The sequence below is a fragment of the Acinetobacter sp. YH16031 genome (genome assembly GCF_013417335.1).
In the GTDB taxonomy this organism is placed as follows: Bacteria; Pseudomonadota; Gammaproteobacteria; order Pseudomonadales; family Moraxellaceae; genus Acinetobacter.
This window is the reverse complement of sequence record NZ_VPED01000011.1, coordinates 1-19,772: the sequence shown is the minus strand read 5'-3', so window position 1 is coordinate 19,772 and position 19,772 is coordinate 1. Positions and strand designations below refer to the sequence as shown.

Here is a 19,772-nt window from a genome sequence, read left to right as displayed (position 1 = left end):
AAATCTAATACACATCAAATCAGAAAGCCAATCAGAGTTAAAACCCGTCAAGGTTATTATAAGTTTCGTTGGTATGAACTTAAGTCATATAAATGACTGAGGATATACAGCAGGTTTAAGATGGTGAGCAAGGGCAGTTCAGTTTTGGTTTTGCTAGGACATTCAGAAGCTAAGTATTTAATCTTTTATTTTTGAATATTTAATACTCAATAGATGATCATAAAGTCAGGAGTTTACTCTATGAATAAATGTATAAAATTACTCGCCAAAAAAAAATTAAGTATTACTTTTCTAGAGAGTGCATCAGCAGGTTACCTGGCTTACCGATTTTCCCAAAATAAATATTCTGGCGATATTCTATATGGCGGACTGGTCTGTTATGACATGGGTGTCAAAGAGAATATTTTAAAAATCAAACCTGAATTTATTAAACAATATACGCCGGAATCTATGGAAGTCACACAGGAAATGGTCAGAAAAGCCAAGAAAATGTTTTATTCTGATATTTATATTGCCTGTACAGGACTCTTAAAAAGAGGCGGGACAGAAACCAAAGAAAAGCCAGTAGGAACTTTTTTCTATGTAATTTCTTATAAAGATGAGCTTTATAGTTTCCGCTTTCTTTGCAGAGGAAAACCGAGAGAGAAATTAAAAAAACTGGCGAGAAATATCAATCTGAGCTTAATTGAAATCCTTGAAGGCAGTCGGGACAAGAAAAATAAGTAAATCGCTATTTATTTAGCTCTTGATAGTCGCTCATACACTGATCATGAAAATGCTCTGTTATAAAAAATCCCAGCCAAAGCCGGGATTTTTTATATTTGATCGATCAATTAATAAGGATAATTAGGGACAGGGCCGTTTGCTGGAATGGTGAGCCATTGTCCTGTTGCCAAGCGATTTGAACCGCCATCCGGTTGTGCATAGAAATACAAAGGTGCGGTCGGCAGATTAAGCATGGCGACTGAAGCATGGGCGGTTGCAGTTACAGGCAAGCCATAAAGTGCATAAAAATCTTTTAGGTCATAGCCCATGATTTTTGAACTGAGTACATAAATCAGGTCAGGGCGGCTCATGTTTTTCACATTAAATGCAGCTAGTCCCAGTTTATTCTTATCTGCTTGAGATGCTTTACTTAAATCAATCTGATTATACAAACGCTGTGAAGTATTCAGTAAGCGTATGAACTCAAATACACCCTGAAGATCAGGTCGCGATTTACCTTGATGTAAACGGGTATAGTTCATGGCCATCTGGATATGGAAGGCCTGCATCGTTACATGATAGCCATCTTGCCATAAGCGTTTTTCCATGGCGGCACGTTGTACCTCACCTGACAGACCAAGACTCCGTGTATCCTTAATATTGGCATATAAGGTTGGGTGGCGGAAGTTGCTGCCATTACTGTCCTGAGCATATAGATGATATTTACGCATCATGCTTAGGCCTGCCAGAATGTTGTTATTACATTCCACTACGCAACCAATAGTTTTTCCGGTTTCAGTGGAAGGGAATACTATGGTTAAGACATCCTGAACAGTATTATGTCCCAGTTCATGCACCCAGCCCCAACCGGTATCAATGCCAGTTGAACCATCTGATGGATTTCCTGAGCACAGGAAGCCACAGGTCGCAATCCAGCCTACAAAATGCTGCACATTCGGTGCACGGAACTGTGCCGATACAATCCCAGCCTAATTCATTACAACGCTGTGCCGTACTGCTATCCAGCGGCATGTTGTTATAACCGTTGGCAATGTGGTTACTGTCAAAGATTACACCCTTAACCTGATCCACATAGGTACGTGCTGATCGATCACTAATGGCTTTTAAAGCATAGTCATTGGTCTGCTGGATTTCACCACCAACAAATTTAAAAGTGTTCCAGCCGAAGTTTCTACTTTGCAGGATGCTGGTGGCCTCGCTAATATCCGCTTCAGTGATCGTTTGAGTAAAATCATAATGCGCATATTTTGCTGCGCCTTTGATTTTTAAAGTCATCACAGAGCCTGCTTTGGCATTGCTGTAATTCAACATCAATGGTCCACCGAACGGGCTGATAAAATCATTACTTTGGCCGGCATCTAATTTCACGGCGAAACTATTGGGACGGCGAGGACGTTTATAGCCGGCATCATCAAAGGGATTGCCCCAGGCACGTAAATAGCTGGTCTGGACTGAAAGCTGCGCACCTTGAGCATCAACAATCTCAATACTGACAGGCTTGCCCGGAATGCTGGCACGACCAATTGCGGTAATTCCGCTGCCTTGCGGAATGGTCACGGTAATGGTTTCAGCTTGCGCACTGACAGCCATGTTTTGTGCAGATGCTGGCATATAATCGCCGGCACCATTTGGATTCACCAATGTGGTTTTGCGTTTATAGTCCGTCCAGGAGTCGCTGGCATACGTACGCATAAAAGTCAGAGCATCACTATTTTTCGACAGTCCGCTGTAATTCACGCCTGGACGCCAGAGATCTGCCAATAACACCAAAGCTTTTAGAATCTGATTATTATTTTTTGTGCTGAATGCAGTGATTCCCTGTGCATTTAAATTTTGTAAATTGGTAGAAGCTTTATTGATGGTTTGAATCAACGGATTATTGGCATTTAAATCACCTAGACGTGCCGCACTTGGTGACTTGAAATATTCCAGCATTTGGATCGTACTATCAATATCATTCACTTTATTCCATTGATCGGTGATGGAACGTCCTGAAGACATGAGTAAAGTATCTTGGCCACGCCAGTAATTATTATTGGTTTCAATCTTCAATGCCGAAAAGATTTTTTCCATCGGTGTAGTGACGTTATAACCCATTGCCTGGAAATATATTGGCTTACCTGCCTCCAGATATTCCTGAATCAAGCTGGATTCAAAATTATTGGCGCCGATATTACTGCCTAAAATCATCAGGTCAGCATCTTTCCAGCAGGTATTGGTTTGATCCAGTACATTACATTGTAGAAAGGTAACTTTAACCCCTAAATGCTGGGCAAAATAATTCTCTATCATGCTCAGGTTGGTTTGTGCCAGACCATTTACGGTAAGTTTTAGTTCTTGTTTAGGCTGTGCTTGTGTTTTCCCAGTTAATAGCCAGCGAAAACCATTGTTGAGCACGGGTGCAAAATCTACCATGTCAGGATTATTCGCTGAGATCCCCCCAAGCATATTCTGGCCAAAAGCCAGCGCACGGCCTTTACCGATTTGTGATGCGACTCCCAAACCACAGCCTTTATTCGCCTGCTGACTTAAATTCCAGCCGCAGGCTTGATCTGAAACTGCGATTGGTAAAGCTGCGCTTAAATCATAAGGATAAAGATTAATCGAAGCAGTTGGCGTAAATTGCAGTTGAGGTTGCAAAACTTTGCCATTCGAACTGGTATAGAGTGAGGTAATTAAACCCTTTTGTCATGTTTGTTGTTGCTTGGCGAGCTGCAGGGCCCAGTCTAGCAATGTAGCGGAATCTTGCTGAATCAAAGGTCGGGCATCACCTGTACTCAATGCCTTATTAATCCGGGTGGTCGTTGGCGTTTGTGGATTTAAAGGTGGTGTACTGCCATCAGGTGTTTCTATAGGTGAGGGGGATGATTCCTCGTTATCAGATGGATGAGTTGTTGATGGTGGATTAACAGCAGAATCTGGTGTTTCTGCAGGAGAAGATGTTCCGCTACTACCACCTCCACCACAGGCAATCAGACTCATCGATAACGATAAGGTCAGTAAGGCTGTTTTCAACCTCAAATAATTTCTTTCCACAATTTTCCCCAAGGTATAACCAAAAAGACGACATTATTTTTAAAGTTGTCGTAAATATCAGATGAGAATTATAGAAGTAAGTGGCGGTAAAATAGAACTAATATTTAATTTAAGTATATGTTTTTAATGATAAATAATTATTGAAAATAATCTTAAATGTGATGTGGGTTGATTTAATTTTTATTTGTTTTAATTAGGCCGCAGTTTAAAAATGGCCTCAACCCGAGCTGAAATTTCATGTTCCATCAGTTTTGACTTTGAACTTGAGCAGAGCCAGCGCAATTCTTTCTACATGTTGATAAGCAGGTTGCTCTAACTCTTCACCAAAAATATCCGGATCAATTTCCTCATAAGACCAGTTAATATTTTGATGCTGTTTCATTAAATCTTCCAGATGCTGCAAGAAGCGATTGCCATCCTGACAAATAGTGACGCCAGTATATAAAAATAGACGTCCATTTGAGCTGAGTCGCTGCAAACCCTGTTTGATAATCTTAAAAGACAATTCATTGCCATCCAGTTCATTGCCTCCATGACGGTATTGCCGTTGATCTGGATCAATTAAATAAGGAGGATTGGCAAAAATCAGATCGAACTGGCCTTCAAGATCAGAAAATAAATTACTTTGTACAGGATGAATCGTATCAAAACCTGAAAAGTCGATATTAATCTGGCTATAGAGAAGGGCTTTCGGATTCAGATCTGCGACAAAGATTTCCTTATGATCTGGAAAATGTTTAGCTATATGAATTGCAGCAGCAGAAGTGCCACAGCATATTTCAGCCGAGCGTTTAAAAGAATTGGCCTGGCAAGATAAATACTGCTTTAAATGATAGGCAAAACGGTAAGTATCAGGACCAAAAAAAACAGCGTCCTGTTGGGTAGTTGGAAAGGCTGAATGAATAAATAATTCGTCTTCAAGTGAAGCAACTCTGATCAGACTTTTATATGTATTATCCTGAACTTCCAAAAGCTGATGTTCTAACAATAATGAAAAAAGAACAGGATCAAGATCGGTAATTGTAAATTCCAGATTCCAGCCAAAGATATCCTGTAAGGTTTTATATTTATTTTTTTCGCTTCTTTTGCGATCCAGAATCCGTTGATGGGAAAGTGGCGTAATAGCGGTAAACTGATATTGCTGCTGTTTTAAAAAGTCTAATAAAAAGTGCAGAGCTTGTTGCTGGCTATTTTGAATTTCTAAAATCTGGTTCATTAGATGTGCTCTTCGGTTTATTCAGAATAAATGAAAAGGTGCATACACCTGTTTAATCTATACAAGATAATGACCAGAACAGCCATTCGCTATATTGATTCAATCAAAATGGATCAGCTCAATCTTCGCCCAAAATTTACTGTTGTTCGGTAAAAAACTGATGTGAATTGGTTTAATTTGTATAGTGGTATATTGAAGCCCAAATCCTTATAAAGAATGAATCACTTTTATTTTTATATGTTTTCTATAAAAATGCCGACTGATCAAAATGATGAGTCGGCATAGACTGAATATAAATAGAAGTTTTAATGAGTAGCTTCTGGTAAATCAAACCAGATCACCTGAGCATCTTCAATTGCTTTAATTTCTGCGTCATCCATAAAGGCAATCGCACCACCAGCTTCAACTGTATATTCCGAAATTTGTACTGAACCAGAAATCACATGTACATAATTGATATGCTGAGTCGCTTTGATGTCCAGACTTTGGCCTTTATGGATCACTGCGGTTTTGACTTCTGCATTTTGACGAATGTGCATGGGTGCATTGTTATTCGGTCCACAGATTAAATGCCATTGATTCGGTTCCTCTTTTGCATCCAGACGAATTTGCTGATAATTCGGCTGAGCATCACGTTCATTCGGAATGATCCAGATTTGCAGGAGATGTACCTGTTCATCACCCTGGTTCATTTCACTATGACGTACACCGGTTCCAGCACTCATCAGTTGCCATTCACCTGCTGCAATACCGCCATGATTGCCCATACTGTCCTGATGAGTAATCGTACCTTTCAATACACAGGTCAGAATTTCCATATTGTCATGCGGATGGGTACCAAAGCCCTGATGTGCATCAATCCGATCATCATTAATGACACGTAAGGCACTCACGCCCATATAGTTCGGGTTGTACCAGTTTCCAAATGAGAAGCTGTGTTTAGACTCCAGCCAGCCCATTTTTACATGACCACGATTTTCACTTGGATGCAGAAAAGCTTTCATGGATTTATCTCACTTTAATTTTTAACTTGAGATCATCATACCGTTGTTTTAATTCTTAAAAAATCATAAACAGGCGACAGATCATTGCATTTTTGCAACGATACAAAAGGATGTAGGTATAAAAAAGCCCACTCGTAAGTGGGCTTAGGTATTTAAATAAAGATTATTCAAGGAAACGGACAGTTACACCTGATTTCACTTTACGGCCTAAATCATTTGCATCCCAGTTAGTCAGACGGATACAACCATGTGACGCAGTTTTAGAGATTGCAGATGGATTTGGTGTACCGTGAATACCAAATGATTTTTTGCTTAAACCGATCCAGATATTACCTACAGGACCGTTTGGACCAGGTGGTAAAGAAAGTGGTTTCTTGTTATTGCCTTGAACAAAGTTAGATGGTGAGTAGCTATACCATGGGTTTTTCGCTACGCCAGTCACTTTATAAGTTCCTGTTGGCGATGGAGTACTTGAACTACCAATCGTTGCCGGGAAAGAAGCGATCATCTGGTTGCGGCTATTGAACAGATAAAGCTGCTTGGCACCTTTATGCGCCACAATCAAATGAATGTCTTCAGGAACTTCATTGCGGATATTAGCAACGATCAGCTTTTCCCCAGCTTTTTTGAAGGTAGCTTTTGGATTTAACTTTTTCAAAAAGTCTTCATCCATATGGAATTTTTCACCCAGCATTTCAGTTACGCGAGTGTAATATAGACCTTTCATTTTTGCCTGTAAGGCATAGTCAGAAGGAATAGACTCGGCATAAGGACCTTTCAGGTCTTCTTCAGTGATGGTGTATTCAACAAAAGCAGGCTTAGAACCCTGTTTAGCCAATAGGGCATCCCAAGTTTCCTGAGTCAACGTACCTGTTGGTTTAATGCCATTCATTTGCTGGAAAGATGCGATCGCTTTCAAGGTATTTTTACCGCTAGTACCGTCAATCGCACCTGGAGAAGCATGGGCATTGTTCAACATGACATGCGCACGTGCATATACCGGAAATTGGCCTTTACCAATATCTTCATACCAGCTTGCATTATTAAGACCATCTAAAGTCCAAGATGCTTTCGCAGCAGCAGAATTCGTCGGTGCTTTAGTCGTGGTTGGAGCAGCACCGATATCGGCAGTCTGGTCTTCAGTATCTTGTAATACATCTAATGCTTCAGAAGCTTTCTTCAGATCTTGTTGTTCTTGAGCACTAATTCGAGTTTCTGCTTGTGCTGCCGAAGCTTCAGTCGCTAAAGGATCAATCGGATCCTGTACCGCAACATCAGTGACAACTTGGGGGTTTAATGGTTGTTCAGCAGTAGACGCAGCGAAAACAGTACCTGCGAAAATGCAACCTAGACTCACAGCGAGCATTGTGCGAACGAACATGTAACTCAACCTTAAAAATATTTCGTTAACTATGTGAAAAAACACTATAAGTATTACAGAAAAAATGTGGAGATGCAGTAGTTCTTTTGTGTAATTCCTCACATTTGATCACTTAACATGATCGGTTTTTAAAGTCATGAGAAGTTATTCAAAATGCAGTCATTTTGTTATGATGTGAGCAATATCAAAGATAGATAGGAAAGTGAATGACGACCTTAAAAAATGATCGTTTTCTGCGCGCATTGTTACGTGAACCTGTAGATACTACCCCTGTATGGATGATGCGTCAGGCAGGCCGTTATTTACCAGAATATCGAGAAACACGTGCCAAAGCAGGGGATTTCCTTTCTCTTTGCAAAAATACTGAATTTGCCTGTGAAGTGACTTTGCAGCCTTTACGCCGTTATGAGCTGGATGCAGCCATTTTATTTTCTGACATTCTGACTGTACCAGATGCTTTAGGTCTGGGTCTTTATTTTGAAGCAGGTGAAGGTCCGAAATTCCACAAAACTGTGCGGACTGAACAGGATGTGGCTAATTTACCCAAATTTAATGCCAAGTCTGACCTTGATTATGTAATGAATGCAGTATCGACTATTCGTTCGGCTTTGGGGGGGCAAGTACCATTGATCGGCTTCTCCGGCAGCCCGTGGACCTTGGCGACGTATATGGTTGAAGGGGGTTCGAGTAAAGATTTCCGCTTCACTAAAAACATGATGTACGCACAGCCAGAAGTTCTGCATGCTTTATTAGAACGTTTAGCAGATGCTGTGACTGAATATCTGAATGCCCAGATCGATGCCGGTGCTCAGGCAGTGCAGATTTTCGATAGTTGGGGCGGTGCACTTGCGCATCGTGAATATATTGAATTTTCACTCAATTATATGCAGAAAATTGTGGCAGGTTTGCAACGTGAAAAAGATGGCCGCAAGATTCCAGTGATTCTGTTTACCAAAGGTGGTGGCCAATGGCTAGAGCCTATGGTCGCGACCGGTGCAGATGCTTTTGGTCTGGACTGGACCACGCCGCTCAATGTTGCACGCCAGACTGTTGCAGGTCGTGCTGCGCTACAAGGCAACCTGGATCCGGCAACTTTATATGGCACTCCGGACGCGATTGCTAAAGCGACCAAGTTGATGCTGGATGATGCCTATGCCAACGGTGAAAAAACCGGTTATGTAGCCAACTTAGGTCATGGCATTACCCAGTGGGTGGATCCAGCCAATCCTAAAGTATTTATTGATACCGTACATGAGTACAGCGCTAAATATCTTTAGGATGTAAGCCTTGATCGACTTTTTTAAATCAGGGTTTGAATTTACCTATAAGGCAGCTTCGGCTGCCTTATTTGGGATTCTGCTCCTGTTTGCTTTTGCACAAACCGCATCAATGGGTAGTGAACTTTTTTATGGTTTCTACCGCTATGACTATCTATTATTTTTCGCTTTACTGATTCAGGTGGTATTGCTCTATACTAAACTGGAATCCTGGGCCGAAGCCAAAGTAATTGCCTTGTTCCATATCATGGCGATGGTCATGGAAATTTTCCTGACCCATCCGGCAATTGCATCCTGGCAATATCCACAACCTGCAATTTTTAAAATACTGACTGTGCCTTTATTTGCCGGCTTTATGTATTCGGCTGTCGGCAGTTTTTTTGCACGTTCCTTACGCTTATATCAAGTCTCATTTGAAAAATTGCCGCGCTTTAGCCATATGCTGGCTTTGGCAGTACTGTCCTACATCAACTTTATGAGTAAATTCTTCATTCCCGACTATCGTTTGCTGTTATTTGTCTGGAGTGTAGTGATGTTCTGGAAAACCAGAATCCGGTTTCAGTTGAATCAGCATGCTTTTCAGCTGCCGATGTTACCTGTCCTGTTGATTTTGGCTTTCATTATCTGGGTGGCTGAGAACATCAGTACCTTTTATCAGATCTGGCTATATCCAAGCCAGGTAGAAAAATGGCACATGGTCGGTTGGGGCAAGCTCGGTTCCTGGTATTTACTTTTATTGCTCAGTCTGGTGCTGGTATTAAAGATTCTAGGACAGCGTAATTCTCAAGGTAACTGGAGCCTAAAAACCCGGTAAAATTATTCTGTTTATCTTTATGTAAATTGGACATTTTTTTCATTGCGCCAAATTAGACTTCCCGCTACTCTCCTGAATGTGTAATGAAGATTACATCATTAGCGTAATAACAAAAGATGCATGAGAATAACCGGAGAATAAGTATGTTAAAAAAGATTATGCTCGCTGTGGTATTGGCAACGGGTTCTGGTATGGCGATGGCGGATAGAGATGTAGGTTGTGGTATTGGTAGTCAGGTATGGGCAGGCCAGTCAGGCATTATTCCTAAGCTGCTTGCAGGTACAACAAACGTGCTGTTTACTAACCAGTGGCTAGGTATTACTTTCGGTACTTTAGGATGTAGCCAGGGCGGTACAGTAACGGCTCAAGTTGTGACTTTTACCAATGAAAATGCTGAGGCATTGGCACGTGATATGGCCGTAGGTGAAGGTGAAAGCCTGAATGTACTGGCTGAACTGCTAAATATCAAGGCAGAAGACAAAGCGCGTTTCTTCACTGTATCTAAGCAGAATTTCTCTGAAATCTATTCAGAAGAAAACCAGAATACTTTACAAGTGTTAAGTACTCTACAAACAGTCATGGCTAAAGATGAAGTATTAAAAGCTTATATCTAAGTATCGCTGTAAAAACCCTGCTGTCCTGGCAGGGTTTTCTTATAAATAAAAACTGAAAAGAACCGTTGACTGAATGAAATATGCTTTTTTGCTCTCAGCCTTGCTGTGGAGTCCCCTAAGTTTTGCATCCGAAATTTCTCCAGATATTCAAGCTTATCTAGAACAAGCCACACAAAAAAAATTGCACCAGACTGCGACCTGGAAGCGTTTGATGTATGCCAATGCTGAAGGAAAAAGTGAAGTCAGCTATCCTGGTTATTTCCTGGCAAAGCAGGGCAAGACAGACCTGCAACTTGAATTAGAGCAAAATATACAGGCATTGTTTGAGCCCGCAGAACCCAATCAGTCTGTACGATGTAAATTCCCGGCACGTAGTCAGTGGTTAATGCAACAGCTGAATATTTCTGAACAGCAACTGCCTGAAGCGAGTTGTCCGGATTTTGAGCGCTGGATGAATGAAGTCAAGCCTTATCAGGCGACCCTGATTTATGCCACCGATTATATGGGCAATCCCAGCTCCATGTTTGGTCATACTTTGCTGCGTCTGGATCCCAAAGACCAGCAGCAACTGAATCTGGTTTCTTATGCGGTCAATTATGCTGCCACAGTCGACAGCAATGATAACTGGTCCTTTGCCTGGAAAGGACTGACCGGCCAATATCCGGGGGAATATTCCTTGATGCCGTATTACCGCAAAGTCAAGGAATATGGTGACTTTGAAAGCCGTGATTTATGGGAATATGAACTTAATCTGACGCCTGAAGAAACCGGATTTCTGGTGAAGCATCTCTGGGAAATGCAGCAGGTAAGTTTTCCTTATTATTTCATTAATGATAACTGTGCCTATCGTCTATTAGGGCTTTTTGATCTGGTACGTCCTGAACTGAACTTGCAGCAGCAATTCGATACCGCCGCGATTCCGGTCGAAACTTTAAAAGTTGTGGAACAGCAGGGACTAATCAGGAAGAAAATTTACCGTCCGGCACTGGAAACTCAATTGCTGGCTCAAGCCCGGCAACATGGAAAGTCCTTGGCAAAAACTGCGCATCAGGTAGCGTATGTAGAAACCTCTGAAATGGAAGCCATGCTGCAACATTATCCGGTTGAAGATCAGGCCAAGATTCTGGAAATGGCCTACGACCATTTATATCTGGATTTTCTTCGCCAAGAAGTAGATGAATCTTTTGCCCAGCCGCGCTTTCGCAAATTATTGGGCTTAAGAAGTCAGTTGGCGATAGACAAACAGCGTCAGCAGCCAGAGCGTCCAAAAATAGATCCGGTTCAAAGCCATCATGCCCGAAATATCGTTCTTGAAACTGGGCAAGTACAAGGTGAGACTTTTGTGCAGCTCGGTCATCGTCAGGCTTATCACGACCTCATGGATCCGCAAGGTGGGCTGCGTACTGGAACCCAATTATTATTCTTGGATGGTGCATTGCAGTACCGTGATGACCGCGTGAAGCTGGAGCACCTGGATCTACTTACAGTGAATTCCTATAACCCGATCAATGCATTTAAAGCGCCGTTATCTTGGGGCTTTAATTTAGGCTGGAAACAGGAAGCACTGGATCAGCATGGCCAGTTTAGTACCGAGCAGCAGCATGGTGTAGCCAATTTCCAGGTTCAGGGTGGCTATAGCTGGGCAAATGAAGCACGTGAACATCTCTGCTATGTGCAGCTACAAAATCATGTACAGGCCGGAAAAGCGCTAGACAAAGGATGGCGTATCGGTATGGGGCCAACAGTGGGTTGCCAGAATATCTGGACGGATCAGATCAATAGTCTGGTACAGGTCGAACTGCCATATTGGGAAGATTCTCATCAGTGGCAACTGAAGTTGAAAAGCCAGTTGCAATATGCATGGAATGCACAAAATGCCATTCGGGCGGGCTGGGAATATCAGCAACAGGAATCGAAAGACTGGGATAAATGGAGTTTGGGTTTAGTCCATTATTTTTAATTTGGCTAACATAACCTCGAATATTGAGTAAATGAAGTTTATAGATCAAATGACTTGTATTTGAATGTTTAAAATAAATTCATGTTCGGAGACTTCTACCGATATTATCAAAGATTGTATTCAATAATGGGGTTAAAATGCCTGAATATTGTTGTATTTATCACATAATATCACTGCTAATCGCAAAGTATCGGGAAAAGTTATATGAATAATGAGTGTATGGCTATGCTGGCGGAGCAGTGGAAGCTGATCTGTCAAAATTATTCATCGGATGATTTGCTACACGCATTTCAGTTTATTCAAGACCACTCTTTGGTACTGGTAGAAGAATTCTATAAAAATATGCTTCTGGAAGAAGAAGCATCTCAATATTTTACTGATGAGCTGATTCAGCAGCGTTTACGAGATACTTTACATCAATGGCTTTCAGAAAGTTTTAGTGTGGCGCTGAATAAGCGTTATGCAGAGGCCGTGCAAAAACAGAATATCGTTGGACATGTGCATGCGCGGGTCGGGATTCCATCCTGGCTGATTATGCGCGGTGTACGAGAAATTCAGCGCAAAATGTTTGAATTGCTGAGTTTAAATCCGCAGCCGCACATGCTTACTACCTGTAGCTATATTGTACAAATCATGGGATTTGCCACAGAAATTATGTGTCGTTCCTATGAGGCGAAGTCAGTTCAGAATCAGGAAATGAAGCACAGTTACCGGGTATTTTCTGCAATGCAGGATGTCGCGGTACAAAAAGATAAACAGCGCAGTTCATTGCTGGATTGGGAAAATGAGCTGATGTTCAAGGTCTTTTCTGGAACTACAGGCATTAGACATCAAATGCTGTCCAAGTCAGAATTTGGCTTATGGTTTATTCATAAGGCGTCTTATGCCTTTACCGGTTCCGATCAGGTCGATTTAATTATCGAGCGAATTTATCAGATTGATACGCTAAATCAGGCAGTGCTGGAATGTACTGAAAAAGATCAGATGCTGAATCTGATTCAAAGTATTCGTGACTTAAACCGTGAAATACAGCACCTGGTCGATCAATTATTCCAGGTAGCAGATTACATCGAATCTGGAAATGACTCTCTAACCCAGTTATTGAATCGCCGTTATTTAAATACCATTATTTCGCGTGAAATCAACTTCTCTCGTGATAACCAGACACCATTATCCTTGCTAGCGATTGATGCCGATTTCTTCAAAGCCATTAATGATAAATATGGTCATGCAGCCGGAGATCTGGCCTTAAAATTTATTGCTGATGCCTTACAGAAATACATTCAAGGCAGTGACTATGCATTCCGTGTCGGTGGGGAAGAATTCCTGCTGCTGCTGGTGGATTCCGATGAAAGACGTGCACTAAATATTGCTGAAAATATCCGTAAATATGTAGAGCATGGCTTGATCAGTACGGCTCAAGGACAGCAATTCAGACTCACAGTTAGTATTGGCTGTGCGTTATTTGATGGTCATCCGGATTACCAAAGATTCCTGGATGCCGCAGATGCTGCACTGTATATGGCTAAAAATACAGGGCGTAACCGGGTCTATCTAGCGCAGCCTTCTCAAATTCAGGGCGCACAAAAAGCATCTGTCTAATTTGAAATTTGCTGCTGAATTGCAGCCTGAAATTGCTGTTTCTGCCGCACATATTCGGGATGGACTTTGGCTTTATCCCATTTTTGTTTAAATATTTTCGCTGCAGCAGCTTTAACCGGATCTTCAGAACTGCGCGGCAATTCTTCACGCCCATGCGCACCACTTAAACCCTTTTTATCATCTGGAACTGGCCCATCATATTTTTTACCGCCTTTATGATTGGCATAACGTCGGGCGCGGGTATAACCCATTTGTAAAAACTTGCGTGCCATATCGGCCCCGACAAAATCTTCCTGTTTTAAATATTCCAGAAACAGGGTATAAATTTTTTCACTACTGGCTTGGGCTTTTTCCGCATCTGCAAAACGCCAGTGAGGCAGGATTTCCGACTTATAAGGTTCCACTAAAAGCACGCCTTGCTCACCGCGTCCGATCCGGTATAAGTCTGGACGTTTACGGAAATCAATTTTCTTAAAATCCAGACTATAGTCAAAACTGTTTGAATGAACACGTGAAGGGCGTTTAGGCGGATCAGGCTGCTTTTTACTCATAGCTGTTTCCAGAAGTTATATACTTGGATCATGCAGCCTTCTAAATAAAAGGTCTGTATTTAAACATGGCAGGAAATGTAGTCAGGAAATTAATTATGCAGCATCAATTTGTTTATTTTTAAAACTAGGGAAGTTAAGTTAATGAGACAACTTTTTGAAAAGAATGTAGGGATAAAATTTTAGGAAATTGAGTGAATACGTAGAAAAGTTAAGGAATTGATCGCAAAATTCCTTAACTAATAAAGATATGAAATTCGTACTTATGTTTTAACTTTCTACCATGACATAATATTTTTTAACGGCTTCAACCACTTCAAAAGTGCCAACAAAACCGGGTGGAATAATGCCGGCTTCACCTGCCTTGATTTCAACAAAGGATTGTCCCTGAGCATCATGTAAACGGACGATCCCCTTGATTACCTGAAAGAATTCCTGTTTATTCTCGGCAAATACAATATTCCAGGCACCCACTTCACATTGCCAGATTCCGCAATCCATATTGGGATGTTGATAGGCACTCTGGGTCAGGCGTTTAGGATTACCTTTAACCAGCCGGTCTGGACGTGGATAATCGATACTTTCTTCAGCCTGGCCTAAACCTTGACCCGCAATCCAAATAGATGACATTTTCATAACCTCATCGTGTAAAAAAGCCCCAATATTAATTGAGGCTTTCATGTATGAATCTATATTAATAACTTTCTGGTACAGCACCTAAAAACTCACGGCGGACTTCTTTATCGGTTTTAAAGTCACCGATAAATGACACCGTACGCGTAGTCGATTCCTGTTTGCCAACACCACGCATCATCATACACATATGTGCTGAATCAATCATCACAGCCACACCACGTGCATTGGTGACTTCAGCAACCGCTTCTGCGATTTGCTGGGTCAGATTTTCCTGAATCTGCAAACGACGGGCAAACATTTCAGTAATACGGGCAAATTTAGACAGCCCCAATACTTTGCCTTCAGGTAAATAGGCGATATGTACACGGCCATAAAATGGCAATAAATGATGTTCGCAAAGTGAATAGAATTCGATATTTTTCACCAAAACCATTTCACGGTTATCTGATGGAAAAACCGCACTATTGGTCACTTCTTCCAGAGTCTGGCTATAACCTGAGGTTAAATACGAAAACGCTTTCGCAGCACGCACGGGCGTATCTTTGAGACCAGGGCGATTGAGATCTTCACCAACGGCAGTAAGAATGTTTGCGTAAGATTGCTGCATAGTCATATGACGTATTCACTTAAACTGAGAATGAACAAGGACGGCATTGTAGCAGAAATCTTTTACAATGCCTTGTTTTGGGGGTAAATCCGCTTACTGTTTAAACTTTGGATTTTTTTCTGCACGTTTTAGCAAAACTAAAACTGCACCAGTGCCACCCTGTTTTTCAGGAGCACTGACAAAGGCCAGAACATCACGGTGCTGACGTAGCCAGCCGTTGACATAAGTTTTTAAAATCGCTTCTGGCCCTTTGCCATGTACGATCTTGATCACGTTCTGGTTTTCATCTTTGGCGATCTGGATAATCTGAAGCACAGCCTGACGTGCTTCTTCGACCGTACAACCATGCAGGTCGACAGCTTCAAACCAGCGCAGATTGCCTGCTTTTAAATCTTCAAAAACCTTATGCTGCAAGGTCGCAATGCGGTAGCTTAAGCTCGCCTGACTGCCAACCGGATTGAGCATGGCTTGTGTATCAGACAACACGGTTTCATCGGTATGCATGGGACCTTCGGCAGCAGCACGCTTGGCCAAAGTTTGTGCATCAATTTTTTTCTTGGGAGATTTTTCAATTTTCGCGATATTGCCGGCATTAATTTTTTGTACGCCTTGCATTTGCTTGCGAAATAGATCGAGACCTTCCGCCTGTTCCTGCTCCGCTGTTTTCACGACAGGGGCAACAGGTTCAGCCTTAGGCTGAGGATGACTAATTTGCTTTTTAAGATCTTTGAGTAAATTGTACTGATCTTTAGAAAGCGAAGAATCGTGTTTGCTCATAATCTGGAAACGGGGGAGATACTGAATTTGGTAAATTATAGTCTTAAATGACTGAAAGGAGAAATGAATTGCACTAAATACAACATATCCCAAACCCAGCATTAATTTCTCAATAGTTTTCTAAGATTGTATAGCTTGATGAACTTTAAATAGAAAATAATTCATGAATATTCTCCTTTTATCATCTTAACAGTTGCCTCGATGGAACATCTCTCTTTAAATATAAATCAATCAAACCTGGAAAATAAAAAAATGAGTTATTCAGGCAGTTGTTTGTGTGGCGATGTCCAGTTCAAAGTAAATACGAATATTCAGGCCATGTATCATTGTCACTGCAGTTTATGTCGTAAACAGAGTGGTACGGCCGCAAATGCAGCAACTTTAGTTCATCAGCAATATTTTGAATGGACCTCAGAACAGACTTCAATTTCCTGCTATCAAAAAGAGACCGGATTTCGTTCTCATTTTTGTCAACACTGTGGCTCGCCTGTACCGAATCAGGTAGGTACAATTGCATTGATCTGGATTCCTTTAGGGCTTCTGGATCAAGCACCCAAAATTCAGCACAGACTGAGTTTTTGTCTGAACTCGAAGGTGGATTGGGCAGATGAAATCAAGGCGGATGAGTCCTATTCTGAACTGCCAGAATTTGAAAAATTAATCTCTTATTTTGATCATTCAACTCAGTATTAAATGAATTTGGTTAATAGAAATAAAAAAAAGCCCCATGCTAGATGGGGCTTTTTTTATACTTAATATTTTAAACCGATTCAGGCTCACCGAATAAATCAAGGAAAGCATGATCTGGGCGTGGCTGTTTCATGAAACTTTCACCGACCAGGAAAGCATGAATATCATGTTCCTGCATCATCGCAACATCAGCAGGGGTTGCGATACCGCTTTCAGTGACCAGCAGGCGTGAAGGATCCAGTAATCTTTTTAAACGTAGTGATGTATTCAGGTCGACATCAAAAGTTTTTAAATTACGGTTGTTCACACCCAGCAGACAACGATCAGAAAGTTTTAAAGCACGTCCTAATTCTTCTTCATCATGCACTTCAACCAGTACATCCAGATTATGCTCAAATGCGGTTTTAGACATTTCCTCTAACTGCTGATCAGACAGACAGGCCACGATCAGCAAGATACAGTCTGCATGTAGTGCACGCGCTTCAATCACGCCATAAGGATCGATCAGGAAGTCTTTACGCAACGCAGGCAAGTCACAGTGCGAACGGGCGATCTGAATATTTTCATCAGCACCCTGAAAAAAATCCACATCAGTCAGTACAGATAAACAGGCAGCGCCGGCATCCTGATATTGCGCCGCAATTTCTGCAGGATTGAAGTTTTCACGAATCACGCCTTTGGACGGAGAAGCCTTTTTAATTTCAGCGATTACACCCGGACGTTTAGACATTAAAGATTGAGCAAAACCACGTACAGGTGTCGCGCCTTGAGCTAACTCTTCTATATCCTTATAGCTTTTCTGCTTCAAACGAAGAGCGAACTCTTCTTTCTTACGATCAACAATTTTACCCAAAATTGTATTTGCAATATCAACCATGATTCAAATTCCTGACCGTATTAAGCTTCATATTGTTTGATGGTTTTGGTGAATTCAGACAGCACGCTCATTTTTTCCAGTGCCTGGCCACCATAAATAATATCGTGTGCCAATGCCACACCTTGCTTATAGCTTGAAGTCAGGCCTGATACATAAATACCAGCACCGGCATTTAGGGCAATCATATTGGCAGCCTTATGACCGATCTCAGATTTCTTCTTGCCTAAGGCATCTTTAATCAGAGCCAGACTTTCTGCTGAACTTTCAATAATTAAACCAGTTAAGGTTTGCGATTCAATATCGACCTGTTCAGGAATGATTTCCCATTCAGTGATTTCACCGTTTTTCAGCTCAGCCACATGGGTAGAAGAAGCCAGACTGATTTCATCTAAGCCATCACGTGAATGTACGACCATCACATGTTCAGCACCGAGCTGTTTCATGACTTCTGCAATCGGGCGGCAAAGTTCATTGGAAAATACCCCGATGACCAAACGTTTTACACCGGCCGGATTCGTAAGCGGGCCGAGCAGGTTGAAAATACTGCGAATACCCAGCTCTTTACGTGGACCAATCGCATATTTCATGGCTTTGTGATGATTCGGTGCGAATAGGAAGCCCACACCGATATCACGGATACAGCGTTCGGTTTGCTGCATATTCAAATCAAGATTAATGCCTGCCTGTTCCAGCAGGTCAGAAGAGCCTGATTTGGTGGAAACACCGCGGTTACCATGCTTGGCAATGGTTGCACCAGCTGCTGCAATTACAAAAGCTGAAGCGGTAGATACGTTAAACAGGTTTTGTCCATCACCGCCTGTACCGACGATATCCACTAGATGAGGAACATCACTGACATCGATTTTGGTTGCTAGTTCACGCATGACACGTGCTGCAGCGGTAATCTCGTCAATACTTTCGCCTTTCAGGCGTAGACCCATGAGTAGAGCACCGATCTGAGCATCGGTTGCTTCGCCAGACATGATGGTACGCATCACGTCTTCCATTTGTTCCTGAGTCAGGTGAATGTTTTTAGTAATATTACTTAAAGCTTGTTGAATATTCATGACTTGCGTTTTGCCCATTATGCGTAAATTTCAAGAAAGTTTTTAAAGATCTGATGACCATGCTGGCTCAGGATTGATTCCGGATGGAACTGCACACCTTCAATCGGTAGTGTCTTATGTTTAATCCCCATGATTTCTTCCATAGAGCCATCTTCTTCATTGGTCCAGCAGGTCACTTCCAGGCATTCTGGTAAAGTGGCCTGATCAATCACCAGCGAGTGGTAACGCGTTGCAGAGAAAGGATTCGGCAGGTTGCTAAAAATGCCTTTGTCGCTGTGATACATATCAGACAAGCGACCATGCATGACGCGTTTGGCACGAATAATATCGCCGCCAAAAGCCTGACCAATACTTTGATGCCCCAGACAAACACCGAGCAGGGGAATCTTACCGCCAAAATGCTGAATGGCAGGAATCGAAATTCCCGCTTCACTTGGCGAACATGGACCAGGACCAATCACCAGATACTTAGGTTGCCATCGCTCAATATCCTCCAATGTCACGGCATCATTGCGGACTACTTTTACTTCTTGATTCAGTTCGCCAAAATACTGGACGATGTTATAAGTAAAGGAGTCATAGTTGTCGATCATTAGAAGCATGAGCTTAACCTATTGAAATTATTGCACTTAACTGTGCTAAAGTGATCCAGATTGAGCTTTATCGGGACTTGTTGCAAGTCTAGGGAATACACGACTAAATCGTTGATTTCATTGTGTGAAAATAAAGCACGCCTCATCATAGCAAAAAATAGCCACATCGGGCGCAATAATTTTTCAATTTTCAGCCGGGTGAGTACCTCCCAGCCTTTTAAATAGACCTCTTTCATAAATCATTTTTTGCTCAGTTCCAAGTTGTAGATTCCAGCGATTAAATTGAATCTCAAACCAAGCCTTTTACCTCTATTTCGATAACGCTCAGCAAGGATTTTGAAGGTTTT

Annotated in this window: 20 protein-coding genes and 1 pseudogene; 7 read left to right on the top strand and 14 right to left on the bottom strand. The window is 41.8% G+C overall.

Annotated elements, in window-relative coordinates:
* Positions 1-240: 240 nt before the first annotated feature.
* Positions 241-726 carry a CinA family protein gene (locus FTV31_RS07045; protein WP_125278923.1) on the top strand — a complete coding sequence of 162 codons (486 nt, stop codon included), beginning with the start codon at positions 241-243 and terminating at the stop codon, positions 724-726.
* Positions 727-833: 107 nt separating this feature from the next.
* Here the strand turns inward: FTV31_RS07045 and FTV31_RS17295 are convergent, their stop codons facing one another.
* From FTV31_RS17295 to FTV31_RS07025, 6 genes are all read right to left on the bottom strand, one after another.
* Entirely contained in the window at positions 834-1,658 is an 825-nt protein-coding gene (locus tag FTV31_RS17295) for an ImpA family metalloprotease (RefSeq protein WP_373686979.1), read from the bottom strand.
* Complete coding sequence (locus FTV31_RS17290; protein WP_257227168.1) at positions 1,579-3,366, bottom strand: ImpA family metalloprotease; 1,788 nt, start codon at positions 3,364-3,366, stop codon at positions 1,579-1,581. Before FTV31_RS17290 ends, FTV31_RS17295 begins: the two co-directional genes overlap by 80 nt.
* A gap of 48 nt (positions 3,367-3,414) precedes the next feature.
* Positions 3,415-3,747 carry a hypothetical protein gene (locus tag FTV31_RS17285; protein ID WP_257227167.1) on the bottom strand — a complete coding sequence of 111 codons (333 nt, stop codon included), beginning with the start codon at positions 3,745-3,747 and terminating at the stop codon, positions 3,415-3,417.
* Between the two features lie 250 nt (positions 3,748-3,997).
* Positions 3,998-4,978 carry a class I SAM-dependent methyltransferase gene (locus FTV31_RS07035; protein ID WP_180013894.1) on the bottom strand — a complete coding sequence of 327 codons (981 nt, stop codon included), beginning with the start codon at positions 4,976-4,978 and terminating at the stop codon, positions 3,998-4,000.
* Between the two features lie 305 nt (positions 4,979-5,283).
* Complete coding sequence (locus FTV31_RS07030) at positions 5,284-5,982, bottom strand: pirin-like bicupin family protein (RefSeq protein WP_180013892.1); 699 nt, start codon at positions 5,980-5,982, stop codon at positions 5,284-5,286.
* 163 nt (positions 5,983-6,145) lie between these two features.
* The gene (locus FTV31_RS07025; RefSeq protein ID WP_180013890.1) at positions 6,146-7,363 is read right to left on the bottom strand and encodes a L,D-transpeptidase family protein; all 1,218 of its coding nucleotides are present in this window, start codon (positions 7,361-7,363) and stop codon (positions 6,146-6,148) included.
* Positions 7,364-7,569: 206 nt separating this feature from the next.
* Between FTV31_RS07025 and hemE the strand changes: the two genes are divergently transcribed.
* From hemE to FTV31_RS07000, 5 genes are all read left to right on the top strand, one after another.
* Entirely contained in the window at positions 7,570-8,640 is a 1,071-nt protein-coding gene (gene hemE, locus FTV31_RS07020; protein WP_179992059.1) for a uroporphyrinogen decarboxylase, read from the top strand.
* A gap of 10 nt (positions 8,641-8,650) precedes the next feature.
* Positions 8,651-9,454, top strand: a complete 804-nt coding sequence (locus FTV31_RS07015) for a DUF817 family protein (RefSeq protein ID WP_180013888.1) — start codon at positions 8,651-8,653, stop codon at positions 9,452-9,454.
* A 143-nt stretch (positions 9,455-9,597) separates the two neighbouring features.
* Positions 9,598-10,068 (top strand): DUF3015 family protein, encoded by a 471-nt coding sequence (locus FTV31_RS07010; protein WP_004782788.1) that lies wholly within the window; start codon positions 9,598-9,600, stop codon positions 10,066-10,068.
* Between the two features lie 73 nt (positions 10,069-10,141).
* The gene (locus FTV31_RS07005; RefSeq protein ID WP_180013886.1) at positions 10,142-12,028 is read left to right on the top strand and encodes a DUF4105 domain-containing protein; all 1,887 of its coding nucleotides are present in this window, start codon (positions 10,142-10,144) and stop codon (positions 12,026-12,028) included.
* A gap of 204 nt (positions 12,029-12,232) precedes the next feature.
* Positions 12,233-13,630, top strand: coding sequence for a diguanylate cyclase (locus FTV31_RS07000; protein WP_180013884.1), 1,398 nt, complete (start codon positions 12,233-12,235; stop codon positions 13,628-13,630).
* Here FTV31_RS07000 and FTV31_RS06995 read toward each other — a convergent pair.
* The 4 genes from FTV31_RS06995 to FTV31_RS06980 form a co-directional block, all read right to left on the bottom strand.
* Complete coding sequence (locus tag FTV31_RS06995; protein ID WP_180013882.1) at positions 13,627-14,181, bottom strand: DUF4385 domain-containing protein; 555 nt, start codon at positions 14,179-14,181, stop codon at positions 13,627-13,629. The genes FTV31_RS07000 and FTV31_RS06995 overlap by 4 nt on opposite strands.
* 267 nt (positions 14,182-14,448) lie before the next feature.
* Positions 14,449-14,808 carry a cupin domain-containing protein gene (locus FTV31_RS06990; protein ID WP_180013880.1) on the bottom strand — a complete coding sequence of 120 codons (360 nt, stop codon included), beginning with the start codon at positions 14,806-14,808 and terminating at the stop codon, positions 14,449-14,451.
* A 64-nt stretch (positions 14,809-14,872) separates the two neighbouring features.
* Complete coding sequence (gene folE, locus FTV31_RS06985; protein ID WP_171064799.1) at positions 14,873-15,421, bottom strand: GTP cyclohydrolase I FolE; 549 nt, start codon at positions 15,419-15,421, stop codon at positions 14,873-14,875.
* A gap of 93 nt (positions 15,422-15,514) precedes the next feature.
* A complete protein-coding gene (locus tag FTV31_RS06980; RefSeq protein WP_180013878.1) occupies positions 15,515-16,198 on the bottom strand; it encodes a Smr/MutS family protein in 684 nt (227 codons plus the stop codon).
* 252 nt (positions 16,199-16,450) lie between these two features.
* On the opposite strand from FTV31_RS06980, the gene FTV31_RS06975 reads away from it, so the two are divergent.
* Entirely contained in the window at positions 16,451-16,891 is a 441-nt protein-coding gene (locus FTV31_RS06975; RefSeq protein ID WP_159124403.1) for a GFA family protein, read from the top strand.
* A 67-nt stretch (positions 16,892-16,958) separates the two neighbouring features.
* Here FTV31_RS06975 and trpC read toward each other — a convergent pair whose 3' ends face one another.
* From trpC to FTV31_RS06955, 4 genes and pseudogenes are all read right to left on the bottom strand, one after another.
* Positions 16,959-17,765 (bottom strand): indole-3-glycerol phosphate synthase TrpC, encoded by an 807-nt coding sequence (trpC, locus tag FTV31_RS06970; RefSeq protein WP_180013876.1) that lies wholly within the window; start codon positions 17,763-17,765, stop codon positions 16,959-16,961.
* A gap of 20 nt (positions 17,766-17,785) precedes the next feature.
* Positions 17,786-18,832 carry an anthranilate phosphoribosyltransferase gene (gene trpD, locus FTV31_RS06965; protein ID WP_034590018.1) on the bottom strand — a complete coding sequence of 349 codons (1,047 nt, stop codon included), beginning with the start codon at positions 18,830-18,832 and terminating at the stop codon, positions 17,786-17,788.
* A gap of 17 nt (positions 18,833-18,849) precedes the next feature.
* Complete coding sequence (locus FTV31_RS06960) at positions 18,850-19,434, bottom strand: aminodeoxychorismate/anthranilate synthase component II (RefSeq protein ID WP_004782771.1); 585 nt, start codon at positions 19,432-19,434, stop codon at positions 18,850-18,852.
* A 230-nt stretch (positions 19,435-19,664) separates the two neighbouring features.
* Positions 19,665-19,772, bottom strand: a pseudogene (locus FTV31_RS06955) (IS5/IS1182 family transposase); the annotation flags it as partial.

Bases quoted from the DNA above. Each gene is read 5' to 3' on its own strand.
- FTV31_RS07045 (WP_125278923.1), top strand. From the start codon at position 241: ATGAATAAATGTATAAAATTACTCGCCAAAAAAAAATTAAGTATTACT.
- FTV31_RS07035 (WP_180013894.1), bottom strand. From the start codon at position 4,978: ATGAACCAGATTTTAGAAATTCAAAATAGCCAGCAACAAGCTCTGCAC.
- FTV31_RS07030 (WP_180013892.1), bottom strand. From the start codon at position 5,982: ATGAAAGCTTTTCTGCATCCAAGTGAAAATCGTGGTCATGTAAAAATG.
- FTV31_RS07025 (WP_180013890.1), bottom strand. From the start codon at position 7,363: ATGTTCGTTCGCACAATGCTCGCTGTGAGTCTAGGTTGCATTTTCGCA.
- hemE (WP_179992059.1), top strand. From the start codon at position 7,570: ATGACGACCTTAAAAAATGATCGTTTTCTGCGCGCATTGTTACGTGAA.
- FTV31_RS07010 (WP_004782788.1), top strand. From the start codon at position 9,598: ATGTTAAAAAAGATTATGCTCGCTGTGGTATTGGCAACGGGTTCTGGT.
- FTV31_RS07005 (WP_180013886.1), top strand. From the start codon at position 10,142: ATGAAATATGCTTTTTTGCTCTCAGCCTTGCTGTGGAGTCCCCTAAGT.
- FTV31_RS07000 (WP_180013884.1), top strand. From the start codon at position 12,233: ATGAATAATGAGTGTATGGCTATGCTGGCGGAGCAGTGGAAGCTGATC.
- FTV31_RS06995 (WP_180013882.1), bottom strand. From the start codon at position 14,181: ATGAGTAAAAAGCAGCCTGATCCGCCTAAACGCCCTTCACGTGTTCAT.
- FTV31_RS06990 (WP_180013880.1), bottom strand. From the start codon at position 14,808: ATGTCATCTATTTGGATTGCGGGTCAAGGTTTAGGCCAGGCTGAAGAA.
- folE (WP_171064799.1), bottom strand. From the start codon at position 15,421: ATGCAGCAATCTTACGCAAACATTCTTACTGCCGTTGGTGAAGATCTC.
- FTV31_RS06980 (WP_180013878.1), bottom strand. From the start codon at position 16,198: ATGAGCAAACACGATTCTTCGCTTTCTAAAGATCAGTACAATTTACTC.
- FTV31_RS06975 (WP_159124403.1), top strand. From the start codon at position 16,451: ATGAGTTATTCAGGCAGTTGTTTGTGTGGCGATGTCCAGTTCAAAGTA.
- trpC (WP_180013876.1), bottom strand. From the start codon at position 17,765: ATGGTTGATATTGCAAATACAATTTTGGGTAAAATTGTTGATCGTAAG.
- trpD (WP_034590018.1), bottom strand. From the start codon at position 18,832: ATGAATATTCAACAAGCTTTAAGTAATATTACTAAAAACATTCACCTG.
- FTV31_RS06960 (WP_004782771.1), bottom strand. From the start codon at position 19,434: ATGCTTCTAATGATCGACAACTATGACTCCTTTACTTATAACATCGTC.